This is a genomic window from Pseudomonadota bacterium (assembly GCA_039714795.1).
Classification (GTDB): domain Bacteria; phylum Pseudomonadota; class Alphaproteobacteria; order JAGOMX01; family JAGOMX01; genus JBDLIP01.
On sequence record JBDLIP010000020.1, the window covers coordinates 7,501 to 20,835 of the forward strand.

Genomic DNA, 13,335 nt, shown 5'->3' on the forward strand with positions numbered 1-13,335 from the left:
TATCTGAATTCTGACTTTTGAATTCTGACTTCTGAAATCTGGAATTTCGAATCAAGCGTTTTAAGGGCATTTGGTGAATACCTTGGCACAAAGAGGCGATGAAGGACGTGGCACACTGCGATAAGCTACGGGAAGGCGTGAACAGCCGTTGATCCGTAGATCTCCCAATGGGGAAACCCACCACTTATGTGGTATCTTGGCCTGAATACATAGGGCTCAAGAGGCAAACCTGGCGAACTGAAACATCTCATTAGCCAGAGGAAAGGAAATCAACCGAGACTCCGCTAGTAGTGGCGAGCGAACGCGGACTAGGCCAGTGGTCTTTAAAGTTAAAACGAGAACAAGATGGGAATCTTGGCCAAAGTGGGTGATAGCCCCGTATCGGTAAATAACTTTTTAGATCCTTGAGTAGGGCGGGACACGTGAAATCCTGTCTGAACGTGGGGGGACCACCCTCCAAGCCTAAGTACTCTTTGTGACCGATAGTGAACAAGTACCGTGAGGGAAAGGTGAAAAGAACCCCGTTGAGGGGAGTGAAATAGACTTTGAAACCAGATGCTTACAAGCAGTCGGAGCAGATTAATTCTGTGACGGCGTACCTTTTGTATAATGGGTCAGCGACTTAGTCTATGTAGCAAGCTTAAGCCGTTAGGTGTAGGCGTAGCGAAAGCAAGTCTGAATAGGGCGATGAGTTGCATGGATTAGACCCGAAACCGAGTGATCTAGCTATGGGCAGGTTGAAGGTACGGTAACACGTACTGAAGGACCGAACCCACTGTTGTTGCAATAACACGGGATGACCTGTGGCTAGGGGTGAAAGGCCAATCAAACTCGGAAATAGCTGGTTCTCCGCGAAAACTATTTAGGTAGTGCGTTGTATATGGCCACCGGGGGTAGAGCACTGGATAGGCTAGGGGGGCTCGCGCCTTACCAACCCTAACCAAACTCCGAATACCGGTGAGTCTGAGTACAGCAGACAGACTACGGGTGCTAAGGTCCGTAGTCGAAAGGGAAACAGCCCGGACCATCAGCTAAGGTCCCTAAGTTATGGCTAAGTGGGAAAGGATGTGGGAAGGCCAAGACAGCCAGGAGGTTGGCTTAGAAGCAGCCATCCTTTAAAGAAAGCGTAATAGCTCACTGGTCTAGTTAAGCTAGCCTGCGCCGAAAATGTATCGGGGCTAAAGCCATACACCGAAGCTATGGGTGGACAGAGGGCAGAAACCAGAGGTCAGAGATCAGAAATCAGATATCAGCTCGTAAAGTTATATATATAGCATTTACAGTGAGTCGTTAAATGAGATAGAAAGAGTTAGAGAACAATTTGTATGAGGACCGAGATTATGACATCGGCCTATATGCAGTCTTTCGAGAAATTGATGGTATTCCGTAAGGCATACCCCCTTTCTTTGGAGGTGCACAAAATGACTTTAACCTTTCCAGCCATTGAACGTGGTGTGTTGGGAGACCAACTGCGACGGGCAAGTCGTTCGATTTGCGCGAATTTAGCAGAAGCCTTTGCCAAGCAGGCGTATTCAATGAAGGAATTCAAACGATTCTTAGTTATATGTATAGGCTCAAGTGATGAGATGCAGTTGTGGTTGAAGTATGCACGTGATTTGGGCTACATCAATCCAGAACAGTATTCTTACTTTACAGTTGGCTATAGTGAAGTTTCGCGGATGTTGACAGGCCTGCACAGGTCGGCAACGATAAGCGATCGAGCTAAGCAATTGCAAGCTCGCAGTAGGCGTTAGTCAAGCTGACATCTGATTTCTGACATCTGACATCTGATTTCTGCTCTCTGTTCGCGGTAGCGGAGCGTTCTGTAAGCCGATGAAGGTGTACTCGTGAGAGGCGCTGGAGGTATCAGAAGTGAATATGCTGACATGAGTAGCGTAAAAGAGTGTGAAAGACACTCTCGCCGAAAACCCAAGGGTTCCTGTCCAAGGTTAATCCGGGCAGGGTTAGTCGGCCCCTAAGGCGAGGCCGAAAGGCGTAGTCGATGGGAATCAGGTTAATATTCCTGAACCTGCTGGTAGTGACGAAGGCCGAAAGTTGTACATCCTTATTGGATTGGGTGTGCAGCCTGGGACTTCCAGGAAATAGCTCCAGCAATAAGACCGTACCCAAAACCGACACTGGTGGGTTAGTAGAGCATACTAAGGCGTTTGAGAGAATGATGTTGAAGGAACTCGGCAAAATGCTCCTGTAACTTCGGAAGAAGGGAGACCCGCGTTTGGGCAACCAGATGTGGGTGGCACAAGCCAGGGGGTGGCGACTGTTTATCAAAAACACAGGACTATGCAAAATCGCAAGATGAAGTATATGGTCTGACGCCTGCCCGGTGCTGGAAGGTTAAGAGGAGGGGTGCAAGCTCTAAATTGAAGCCCCAGTAAACGGCGGCCGTAACTATAACGGTCCTAAGGTAGCGAAATTCCTTGTCGGGTAAGTTCCGACCTGCACGAATGGCGTAACGACTTCCCCGCTGTCTCCAACATTAACTCAGCGAAATTGAATTCTCCGTGAAGATGCGGAGTTCCCGCGGTTAGACGAGAAGACCCCGTGCACCTTTACTACAACTTTGCAGTGGTATTAGGGATGACATGTGTAGGATAGGTGGGAGACTATGAAGCGCCGACGCTAGTTGGTGTGGAGTCACCCTTGAAATACCACCCTTGTTATCCTTGATATCTAACTGAGACCAGTGAATCCTGGTCCAGGACCCTGCATGGTGGGTAGTTTGACTGGGGCGGTCGCCTCCTAAAGAGTAACGGAGGCGCGCGATGGTAGGCTCAAGCTGGTCGGAAATCAGCTGTAGAGTGCAATGGCATAAGCCTGCCTGACTGCGAGACTGACAGGTCGAGCAGAGACGAAAGTCGGTCATAGTGACCCGGTGGTCCCGAGTGGAAGGGCCATCGATCAACGGATAAAAGGTACGCCGGGGATAACAGGCTGATCTCCCCCAAGAGCTCATATCGACGGGGAGGTTTGGCACCTCGATGTCGACTCATCACATCCTGGGGCTGAAGCAGGTCCCAAGGGTTCGGCTGTTCGCCGATTAAAGTGGTACGTGAGTTGGGTTCAGAACGTCGTGAGACAGTTCGGTTTCTATCTGCCGTGGGTGTTGGAAAATTGAGAGGACTTGCCCCTAGTACGAGAGGACCGGGGTGAACATACCTCTGGTGTACCAGTTGTGTTGCCAAATGCACCGCTGGGTAGCTAAGTATGGAAGAGATAACCGCTGAAAGCATCTAAGCGGGAAGCTTGCCTCGAAACCAGTTTTCCCTTGAGAGTCGTGGTAGACCACCACGTTGATAGGCCAGGTGTGGAAGTGTGGTAACACATGTAGCTAACTGGTACTAATCACTCGATTGGCTTGATTCGATTTTCAGATGTCAGAGATCAGAGTTCGGATGTCAGAAGGTTTTATACTTCTGATGTTTGTGTTCTGGAATCTGTCTCTGATGTCCATTTAATGAGTCCCTTTTTTCAGAGGTCAGATAGCAGATGTCAGAGTACAGATTTTTCTGATCTCTATCTGATCTCTGGGGTCTGTCTCCTGATGGCTTGGTTGTTATAGCGAGGATGTAACACACGATCCCATCTCGAACTCGAACGTGAAGAGCCTTTGCGCCGATGGTACTACGTCTTAAGGCGTGGGAGAGTAGGTCGCGGCCAAGCTTTCAGGAGACAGAAATCACAAATCAGAAGCCAGAAATCAGATTTCCGGTTTTTGACATCAAAATATTGATATTTTTACCATGTTGAAGAACTAAAGATTCCATTTTTTAATCACATTGACAATTCTTACAGGGCTGTTCAGTGAAAATGTGTTATCTACGGATCGTCATCCTGAACGTTGGTTTTGGAACTCAAGTCTGGTAAGATTTGAGGAGGCAAAACCTTACGATTCAGGATCCCATTTTTTTAAATCTGCAAAAAAGAATTGGATCCTGAATCGCAAAGATTTTCCAATTCGTGCGACTTACAGTCGCACGTTCGGAAAATCAGCGTTCAGGATGACGGCCGTGTGTCAATCATAAACTAAAAGTGCACCATTTCATCATCCAAAACTCAAGTTAGCTAATATCTTCCGATAAGTATGATGACAAGAATCAACAATCCCAACCATTGATTTGCCTTAAACTTTGCCAGACAGTCTTCTGGATCATATAAATCAACAGTCCAGCATTGCCAAAAGAGATGAGCTGCAATGAACAGAAATCCTGGTACTACATATCTGTTTATTCCTATTCCTGCGTCCCATACAGCAATTCCTAGACAAATGATCATTGTTGTTGCACAGCAAAATATGAATGGCTTTGTGCGTGGCCCTAGTTTAAGCGCAGTGGATTTAATACCCACTAAAATATCATCTTGCTTATCTTGATGTGCATAAATCGTGTCATAAATAAGCGTCCAGGTAATGCCAGCAGCATATAGCCACAGGGCAGGGGGCTCAATTTGGTTTTTTACCGCGCTCCAGCCCATTAATGCTCCCCAATTAAAGGTCAGACCTAAAAAGGCCTGAGGCCAATAGGTGATACGTTTCATCCACGGGTATGTTGCAACCAGTGCCAAAGCGCCGATGCCAAGCGCAATGGTAGTTGTTGGAAATTGCAACAAAATGATGCAGCTGGTGAGAGAGAGAAGAGCAATGATCCCCCAAGCTTGGATAACAGAGACATCAGCGCACGCTAGCGGCCTGCTTTTGGTGCGCTCAACATACTTATCTAGATTACGATCAACGATGTCGTTATAGACGCACCCTGCACTGCGCATAAGTACTGAACCGATTGTAAAAAGCAATATATACCAAATTGATGGAAACCCATCATTTGCCAAACTCAGGCTCCATAAACAAGGCGCCAGCAATAACCAAATACCCGTGGGGCGGTTTAGGCGGCACAGAGCAATGATATTGGTAGCGCTAGGAATTTGATTTAATTTTTGACTTGTGTCCATGCAATGATAATGTCAAGGTGGTGAAAATATTTCAATAGGTTTGAGGAGTTATATTATGGAGCGACATGTTCCCAGACTTTATGTATCACAGGATTTGGATGCCTGTTTGGAAGTGTCGCTGAATGCGATGCAGTCGCATCATTTGCGCAAGGTGTTACGATTGAATATTGGTAATACAATCAGTTTATTCAATGGTCGTGATGGAGAGTGGGAATGTGCTTTTTTGCATGACAAAAAGCAAATGGGTGCAGCATTAGTTAAGTGGTTAGCAAGGGAGCAGGAATCTGAGCCAGAATGCTGGCTGTTATTTGCTCCCATTAAACCAACGCGTCAGAGTATGTTGATCGAAAAAACTACGGAATTGGGGGTCACTGACTTTTTCCCGGTAATTACGGATCATTGTGATAAGACAAAACGCAACATGAAACGCTTTCAAGATATTTCTATTGCCGCAGCGCAGCAATGTGGTAGGATCGCTATCCCTAAATGGCATGAGTCGAAAAGTTTGTATGAAACCCTAAATAAATGGGACCCGACACGCATGCTTTTTTATTGCGATGAAAGGCGCCAAGCAGATACTCTAAGCCAATTATTACATTCTCTTAAGCCAGACAAAAGCGCTATCCTAATTGGTCCAGAAGGAGGATTTTCAACAGATGAGTTTGAACAACTGAAAAATGAAACTTATACAAAAGCTGTCAGCTTGGGGCCTAACATACTACGAGCTGAGACCGCGGGGATTACTGCGATAGCAGTAGTCAGAAGTTAGATACCAGATGTCAGATAATAAATACGGGCATTTCCACATCTGACATCTGACATCTGTCCTCTGACATCTGTCCTCTGTCTAAAGCATTGCCAACAGTCCAAACACCACAATCACCAGCCCTGAAATCTTGTTGGTCCAGGTGAGTGCTGAAAAACTGATGTGGTTTTGCAAGAGGGTTAGTACACCACAAAAGCTGGTCCACCAAGCCATGGATCCTACGAAAATTCCAAGAATTAAAAGTCCTACAAGGTCACTATCTCGGCTGAGGTCATCAAGTCCAGTTGCAGCAAACAGGGCGGCAAACAGCACAAACATCAAAGGATTTGCCAGGGTGATTCCAAGGGTTGAGAAAAAAGCAGGAATAAAAGTGTGAGCGTAATAATGCTTGGGTTCCTTTTTGGGCGACGTGAGAAAGAGTGCCACACCTAGCATAATCAGAAAAATACCACCCACAAAACGAAGTTTGGTGAGCCACTCCATGATTTGATCGGCAATAGAGGTGAGGCCGATTCCTGCTATACTGCCATACAATGTATCGGCAACAGCTACGCCAAGGCCTGAGGCGACTCCAAGCCACCAACCACTATGGATGGTGCGGCGAATACACATGATACTTGCCGGACCAATAGGGGCTGAAACCGCAATGCCCACAAGCATACCTTTACAAAAGAAAAGAATATCTCGGGCAATAAATTCGGTGATCAAGGCTTTGATTTTCCTAAGGCACTGCGTCTGTAGTCTACAGTATACGGAAGGTATGGGGTGATTCAAGCCACTTATGCGCCGACCAAAATGAGTGTGGCTAAATTATTACAGTCTTAAAAATTAGTTTTTATGCCCTCAGACCAGCTTGACAGGGGGAAAGCTGTTGGGTAGTTTAGTAGCAGTACGATGGATTTTAACTAAATTACAGGCATATAGGGAAGAGACGAATATGTACAGAAAGGCATTGATATTAGCTGGATGTGTTGCGCTTGCAGGTTGTGCGGCTGAAAGAACTCGCGAAGATGACCCTTGGGCACGTACAGGTCCCGATTGGGCGGAAGATTGCCAAAAGTTCTTTTCTGAAACGCCGTACGAGTATGCAGGTTGCGTAGCTCGGGTGGAAGCTAAACGGGCCGCGGATCCAGGTTCTGGACCTCGGGTTGGTTTGAAGGACCAAGGAACTCGTGTGGGGCAACGGTCTGAAATCAAAGAAGCTGAGCCAGGTGATGCAGCTATCATGAACTAGGATGGACTCTTACGTTACATTGTGACGTAATGTTTTCAACAAAATAAACCGCGGGGCTTTTGCACTGCGGTTTTTTTGTTCTAGGATCGGTATACCCGTGCTGAATCAAAATATTGAATTTTATGGCAGTGAAAAGCGCGCAGTTTACTTGGGTAAATGAGCACTTTGAGCTCAACATTAAAAAATAAAAGGAACGTTGGACAAAACCGGCTTCCGGGATGACGGTCCGCTGGGTAATTGCAGGATATCTGCGCACTATTTCAGCGCGGTACTGACCTCTGACCTCTGACCTCTGACCTCTGATTTCTGACTTGCCCGTCTCAAACGATCATTTATTGCCACACCTACATCTACATCAGGAATCGGAGCCACTGCAATGCATGAAAACTGCGGGTGATCTAATTCATGTAGCATTTGATAAAGATTGCTTGCTGCTTCTGCTAAGTTACCTTTAGGGCTTAGGTTTAAACATTTTGTGGCATTTTCAATCGAATTTGTTCCAAAACTCAGGAGCGCTTCGCGTTGTTCAACATTGGTGGCGTTGAGCCTTAAGGGTTGCTTTGGGGCATAGTGCTTGCCAAATTGCCCCGGAGATTTTGGCTGAGAACTTTTTTCTTGTGCTGGCTGGCCAATAGGAATTACTGCTTGTAGTTTCTCTCGGGTGATCGAACCAGGTCTTAAAATTATTGCCGGGGTTTGGGTTAGGTCAACCACGGTTGACTCAAGACCAATTTTTGTCTGACCGCCATCAACCACAAGAACCTGGCCTTTGAATCCATCGATGACGTGCTGAGCAGTCGTGGGGCTTAAGGTTCCTGAAATGTTGGCACTGGGGGCTGCAAGGGGCAGGGAAGTTTTCTTTAGTATTTCTAGGGCTATGGGGTGTTTTGGCACGCGTATAGCAAGTGTTTCAAGTCCTGCACTAACACGCTTGCAAATTGGTGAATTTTTGCGTTGGGCCAAAATCATGGTGAGTGGCCCTGGCCAAAAGACGTCCGCTAACTGTTGAGCACGTAGGTTCCACTCCACATATAAAGCGGCATCGTGCGTCGTTGCAACATGGACAATCAATGGATTATTCTGTGATCTTGATTTAGCTGCATAGATCCTGGCAATTGCTTGGTCATTGGTGGCATCTACCGCAAGTCCGTATACTGTCTCGGTGGGTATGGCGGCTATCTCGCCTTGCTTTAGCCTTTCAGTAGCCTGGGCAATGGTAAGAGGTGTTGGGATATTTTTGCAAGGCATTGTCTTTTATTCTAACGGATTTCAGACCGACCAACTCCCAAAATCCTTAGTTTGCGGTGCAAGGCCGAGCGTTCCATGCCAACAAAGTTGGCGGTTTGTGAAATGTTGCCGGAAAAGCGTGAGACCTGAGACAGGAGGTATTGCCTTTCAAAAACTTCACGTGCATCTCGAAGCGGTAGTTTCAAAATTTCATGCCCCCCTTCCCATTGTGGGGTGACGGGAAGGTCAGACATGATTTCCGGTGGCAGCATGTCGGCGGCAATGGGTTGTTTTTCATCACCGCCTGCCATGATTAAGATCCAGTCAATAACGTTGCGTAATTGCCGTATGTTGCCGGGCCAGTTGTAGGTCTGCAAGGCTGCCAAGGCATCATCTCCCAAAAATCGCTTGGGATGGCCATTTAATTGGCTGGCCAGGGTCAAAAAATGCTCAGATAGGATTGGTATGTCTTCTTTGCGTTCACTCAAGGCTTGTACACGAATTGGGACCACATTGAGGCGATAAAACAGGTCTTCTCTGAATTTACGGTCTTGAATAGCTAGGGTTACGTCCCGGCTTGAGGTCGCAATAATCCGCACATCCACTTCAACTTTAGTTTCACCATCAAGCCTTTGAAATGTATTATCCTGGAGCAGGCGAGTAATTTTTCCCTGTAGTACCAGCGGTAGGTCAGTGACCTCATCTAGGACCAGAGTGCCTAAATGGGTTTGCTCCAATAAGCCGATTTTGCAGGGTATGTCTTTTGGGGGTGATGCTTCACGGCCAAATAATTCTTCCTCGGCTCGCTCAGGGTCCATCGTTGCACAATTGAATACGGTTAGGGGGCCATTTTTAGCGCGGGATGATTGCGCATGAATCTGCCGGGCAATAATTTCCTTGCCAGCCCCTGAGGCCCCCGAGATAAAAATACGGCTGTTGGTTGGGGCAATTTTGGTAATCAATTCACGCATTTGCTGGGCGTAGGCTGATTTGCCAATAAGGGGGATATTTGGATTGACCATGCTTTTGAGGCTGTGGTTTTCTTGACGTAGCCTTGAAGCGTCAATTGCACGTTGGATGATAAGCAGCAGACGATCCGCTTTAAAGGGTTTTTCTACAAAATCGTAAGCACCTTTTTTCATTGCTGTCACGGCGGTTTCAATATTGCCATGGCCACTCATCATAATGACGGGTACCTCTGGGTGATCACGTTGTAGTTGTTCGAGGACTTTCATGCCGTCAAATCGGCTGTCTCCGAGCCAAATGTCAAGAAGCACCAGGCTGGGGCGACGTGCTTGAATCGCTTCTAGGGCGCCTGGACCGTCAGCGGCTCCGCGAGAGTCATATCCTTCATCCTTTAGCACATCAGCAATTACATCTCGAATATCTGCTTCATCATCAACAATTAAAATATCATACGCCATTGATCTACCTATGTTTGTGTTTGGAAATGTAATTGTACTCTTGCACCTTTAAGGGGTGAGTCTCCCAAGGTGACTGTTCCTCCATGATCTTCAAGGATTCGTTTGACAATGGCAAGGCCCAGGCCAGTTCCGTGTTTGCGAAACGTCACGTAAGGCTCGGTTAGTTTGGCTCGATCGCAGGTAGGCAAGCCTTCTCCATTGTCGTCAACAAAAACATCAATCCAATTTGATCCTGCCCTAATGGTAAGCATTAACTGACCCACAAAATCAGCTTCAGTTTGGCGGCGACTGTTGATGGAGTCAATGGAATTTTGCAATAAATTGGTAAAAACCCGTCCGATTTGGGCTGCATCACAGTTTAGGCTGATACTTTTGTATTCGCATTTAAGATCAAATTGGATTGAGGGATGAGCTTCTTGTTGCAGAAATAGGGCTTGCTCACATAATTCGACCAGGTTTTCTTGTCTGATAGCCGGGGCGGGCATGCGTGCGAATGCGGAAAACTCATTGACCATTTCGCCAATATAGCTGACTTGTCGAACGATGGTGTCAACGTAACGTTGGAAGGAGTCAGATTCATCCCTAATCTGTGGTAGGTATCGGCGTTTTAGGCGTTCGGCTGACAGTTGAATGGGGGTCAGTGGATTCTTAATTTCATGCGCCACCCTGCGTGCGACATCTCCCCATGCAGCTTTGCGTTGTGCGCCCAGGAGAGCTGTGATGTCATCAAAGGTAATGACGTAGCCGTCTATGTCTTCGCTCGTTTTTTCAACAGAGATTTTTACCAGCAGGGTTTGAACTCTGTTGGCTTGGGTTCGCGTGACTTGCGACTGGACACCTCCTTCTACCTCTCTTGCTTCAACCTGTTTAAGCATTTCACTCAGTTCGGGCATTACGTCATGCAGCGCTTTTCCTTTGAGTTGAGCTGGCTCCATTTGCAGTAGGTGTGCTGCTGAGTCATTCGCGATATCAATTGTACTGCGGGAGTTGAGACCAAGAACACCTGCTGAAACTCCAGAGAGAACCGTTTCGATAAAGTGTCTGCGGCGATCAATTTGTTGGTTGGCTTGCAAAAGCTTGTCGCGTTGGCTTTCCAATTGTTCTGTCATACGGTTAAAGGCATGGCTGAGCAAGCCCAGTTCATCTAGGTCTTTAGGTTCTTGGACGCGGTGGTGCAAATGTCCTGCGCTGACGATCTCGGCTGCCTCAATCAGATTACCAATGGGTCGAGCCAACCGGTTGGCAAATAGTGTACCAATCCAGATGACCAGCATTAACAGGAGCAGCGAGACAGCGATGAACATTAAAATGAATTGGATTTCAAAGCTGGTACGCATGGTTTCCAGCGTATTGTATTCATGTACTGCTGATTCGGTTTTATGGATATGGTCTAGCACCTCTGGGTCCACAAAACGACCGACCAATAGAAAAATGGGAATATTTGGAGCAATTTGGATCAGTGCGCGAACGCGATCATTGTTGCCAGTTTCAAAGAGGATAGGAGCTTTTTTAGCTCGTCTTAAATCGGTCAGAGAAGGCATTTCATATAGAAGGTCAAATGCTAACTCTGAGCGAGCTAGCACCTGAAAATTGGGAGTAAACACCACCACTTCGGACAAGGCATGCGATTGGGCCTGATGATTGATAAATGTCTTGAAGATATCTTTTTGGTGCAGCATTTGCGGCAACGCTGCTGTTAGCTCCTTGGCAATAGCACGGGCATCATTGAGAGTCAGCTTTTTGTGCTCGGTAAGATAGGCTTGCGCCACTTCAGAGGACTGTTGAATGGCGGTTTGAACTTTGCTGCCAAACCACGATTCAATGCCCATGTTGAAAAAAATTACGGAAAAAACGGTGATCAGAATGGCGGGTGTGATCAGGAGCAATCCAAACCATCGTATTAGTTTGGCCTGCAAGCGAGCACTAGCTCTACCGCTGGGGGACTGACGCCGTCCTCGTACCAGTTTGTAGGCAATGGTCATAGCAAGCGCTAACAAAACGGTTAAATCAGCTGTCAGCAGTAGAATTGCCCTTCGTGAGGTGGACTCAAGGGCTTGCGAGGCCACCAGAGTTTGAAAGGTCATGAGTCCCAGAATCAATGCCAGTAGCCCCAAACTGATGATGATAAAACGCATCCATGAGGTTGAGGTAATGAACTGATTAAGCGGCCGAGCAATATTAGAAAATGATGTGGTCATGAGAATCAGTGTATGGTCCTGCCAATCTCAACCTAGGATTTGGTTTGTTTGCCATTGAGAACCTGTAGTTTCTTACGTAAAGTGTTGCGTGTAATTCCCAGAATTTCTGCGGCCTTAACCTGGCTCCCTCCCACGGCCTTAAGTGATAATTCGAGCAGTGGGCGTTCAACCTCTTGGATAAAACGTTTGTACAAACCTGGGGGAGGCAGGTGACCGTTATGTGCCTGGAAATAGGTTTGGAGGTGCTCATTGACTGCTTGGGAGAGGCCATCCGTTGTTGGGCTCTTGTCACTTTTGTGGGGAGAACTATTTTTTAATATATATTTCATGAGTTTGTTCTTAGCTGTTCTAAGGCATCGTCGTCAAGTGCTGCATCGTAAAAGTCTTGAATAAGTTTTAGCACCTCTTTGCCAGAGTCGCTACAATTGATTTGAGCCCGAAACTCGGATGAGCCCCGAAGCCCCTTGCTGTACCAACCGATGTGTTTACGTGCAAGGCGCACACCTGGGCTTAGCCCATAATAGCTGTACATGTCTTGCACGTGCTCAAGCAGGATTTCTTTTTGCTTATGTAGTGGTGGTGGGCTGAGCTTTTGTTTATGCTTGAGGTAGTGGTGTATTTGGCCAAAAATCCAAGGGCGGCCATAGCAGCCGCGACCAATCATGACGCCATCAGCTTTTGATACCTCGAGCAGTTCAGCTGCATCTTCTTCTATTTTAACGTCACCGTTGCCAATGACGGGCAGTGATACCGCTTCTTTGACTTGCCGAATAAACTTCCAGTCCGAGCTGCCTCGATAAAACTGACAGCGGGTGCGACCGTGGATAGTAATCATCTTAATGCCAGCATTTTCGGCTACCTTGGCCAACTTAGGTGCATTGCGGCTGTCATCATCCCATCCTGTTCGCATCTTGAGGGTGACTGGAATTTGCACTGCTTTGACGGTAGCTTCAAGAATTTTCTCCACCAGACACTCATCCCGCATCAAATGTGATCCTGAATAGCTATTGACGACTTTTCTAGCTGGACACCCCATATTAATATCAATCATGACAGCTCCTCTATCTTGATTGAGTTTGGCAGCTTCGGCCATGATGTGGGGATCGCATCCTGCAAGTTGAATGGCCGCAGGGGATTCTTCTGGGCTAAAGGCCGCTTTTTGCAGTGTTTTTTTTGACTCTTCAATCATCGCTCTGCTGGCAATCATTTCAGAAATCACGAGCGCTGCACCACCGCGTCTTACTAGCTTGCGATAAGGCATATCGGTCACCCCGGACATGGGTGCTAGTATAACATTATGTTCTAGGGTGATCGGACCAATTTTAATCGTCATTTATTCAAGTAAAAAACTAATGTGTGAATTGTAAGTTGGCTTTAATACTAACATATGTAGGGAGTAAGTTCAAAATTTTATAGGAGAGATGCAGGGCTGTTCAGTAAACCTATGTGATTCCCCTGTATCCCAATATATTTGCCAGATTGAGCGAATTTTCGTAGAGTTCCTTCGACACATTTTCTACC

Annotated in this window: 9 protein-coding genes and 2 rRNA genes; 4 read left to right on the forward strand and 7 right to left on the reverse strand. The window is 46.8% G+C overall.

The window, feature by feature from the left end; genetic code table 11:
• Nucleotides 1-49 precede the first annotated feature (49 nt).
• Both ABFQ95_02740 and rrf read left to right on the forward strand, forming a co-directional pair.
• Nucleotides 50-3,384, forward strand: a 23S ribosomal RNA gene (locus ABFQ95_02740).
• Between the two features lie 182 nt (nt 3,385-3,566).
• A 5S ribosomal RNA gene (rrf, locus tag ABFQ95_02745) occupies nt 3,567-3,681 on the forward strand.
• 402 nt (nt 3,682-4,083) lie between these two features.
• Here the strand turns inward: rrf and ubiA are convergent.
• Complete coding sequence (gene ubiA / locus ABFQ95_02750) at nt 4,084-4,965, reverse strand: 4-hydroxybenzoate octaprenyltransferase (GenBank protein MEN8236449.1); 882 nt, start codon at nt 4,963-4,965, stop codon at nt 4,084-4,086.
• Between the two features lie 55 nt (nt 4,966-5,020).
• Between ubiA and ABFQ95_02755 the strand changes: the two genes are divergently transcribed.
• Entirely contained in the window at nt 5,021-5,734 is a 714-nt protein-coding gene (locus ABFQ95_02755) for a 16S rRNA (uracil(1498)-N(3))-methyltransferase (GenBank protein ID MEN8236450.1), read from the forward strand.
• A 78-nt stretch (nt 5,735-5,812) separates the two neighbouring features.
• Here ABFQ95_02755 and ABFQ95_02760 read toward each other — a convergent pair whose 3' ends face one another.
• Complete coding sequence (locus ABFQ95_02760; protein ID MEN8236451.1) at nt 5,813-6,439, reverse strand: LysE family transporter; 627 nt, start codon at nt 6,437-6,439, stop codon at nt 5,813-5,815.
• 229 nt (nt 6,440-6,668) lie between these two features.
• On the opposite strand from ABFQ95_02760, the gene ABFQ95_02765 reads away from it, so the two are divergent.
• Nucleotides 6,669-6,965, forward strand: coding sequence for a hypothetical protein (locus ABFQ95_02765; GenBank protein ID MEN8236452.1), 297 nt, complete (start codon nt 6,669-6,671; stop codon nt 6,963-6,965).
• A 255-nt stretch (nt 6,966-7,220) separates the two neighbouring features.
• Here the strand turns inward: ABFQ95_02765 and ABFQ95_02770 are convergent, their stop codons facing one another.
• Genes ABFQ95_02770 through dusB form a run of 5 tightly spaced genes read right to left on the reverse strand, consistent with a single transcriptional unit; the run spans nt 7,221 to nt 13,147 of the window.
• Entirely contained in the window at nt 7,221-8,213 is a 993-nt protein-coding gene (locus ABFQ95_02770; GenBank protein ID MEN8236453.1) for an L-threonylcarbamoyladenylate synthase, read from the reverse strand.
• A gap of 11 nt (nt 8,214-8,224) precedes the next feature.
• Nucleotides 8,225-9,616: a sigma-54 dependent transcriptional regulator gene (locus tag ABFQ95_02775; protein MEN8236454.1), complete on the reverse strand. Its 1,392-nt coding sequence runs from the start codon at nt 9,614-9,616 to the stop codon at nt 8,225-8,227.
• Nucleotides 9,617-9,624: 8 nt separating this feature from the next.
• Entirely contained in the window at nt 9,625-11,814 is a 2,190-nt protein-coding gene (locus ABFQ95_02780; GenBank protein ID MEN8236455.1) for a PAS domain-containing sensor histidine kinase, read from the reverse strand.
• A gap of 32 nt (nt 11,815-11,846) precedes the next feature.
• A complete protein-coding gene (locus ABFQ95_02785) occupies nt 11,847-12,143 on the reverse strand; it encodes a helix-turn-helix domain-containing protein (GenBank protein ID MEN8236456.1) in 297 nt (98 codons plus the stop codon).
• A complete protein-coding gene (gene dusB, locus ABFQ95_02790) occupies nt 12,140-13,147 on the reverse strand; it encodes a tRNA dihydrouridine synthase DusB (GenBank protein ID MEN8236457.1) in 1,008 nt (335 codons plus the stop codon). The genes ABFQ95_02785 and dusB overlap by 4 nt, the downstream gene beginning before the upstream one ends.
• Nucleotides 13,148-13,335 lie beyond the last annotated feature (188 nt).

What these genes read in the sequence shown, in the direction of transcription:
- ABFQ95_02780 (MEN8236455.1), bottom strand. Translation starts at nt 11,814, where the DNA reads ATGACCACATCATTTTCTAATATTGCTCGGCCGCTTAATCAGTTCATT.
- ABFQ95_02755 (MEN8236450.1), top strand. Translation starts at nt 5,021, where the DNA reads ATGGAGCGACATGTTCCCAGACTTTATGTATCACAGGATTTGGATGCC.
- dusB (MEN8236457.1), bottom strand. Translation starts at nt 13,147, where the DNA reads ATGACGATTAAAATTGGTCCGATCACCCTAGAACATAATGTTATACTA.
- ABFQ95_02765 (MEN8236452.1), top strand. Translation starts at nt 6,669, where the DNA reads ATGTACAGAAAGGCATTGATATTAGCTGGATGTGTTGCGCTTGCAGGT.
- ABFQ95_02785 (MEN8236456.1), bottom strand. Translation starts at nt 12,143, where the DNA reads ATGAAATATATATTAAAAAATAGTTCTCCCCACAAAAGTGACAAGAGC.
- ABFQ95_02770 (MEN8236453.1), bottom strand. Translation starts at nt 8,213, where the DNA reads ATGCCTTGCAAAAATATCCCAACACCTCTTACCATTGCCCAGGCTACT.
- ABFQ95_02775 (MEN8236454.1), bottom strand. Translation starts at nt 9,616, where the DNA reads ATGGCGTATGATATTTTAATTGTTGATGATGAAGCAGATATTCGAGAT.
- ubiA (MEN8236449.1), bottom strand. Translation starts at nt 4,965, where the DNA reads ATGGACACAAGTCAAAAATTAAATCAAATTCCTAGCGCTACCAATATC.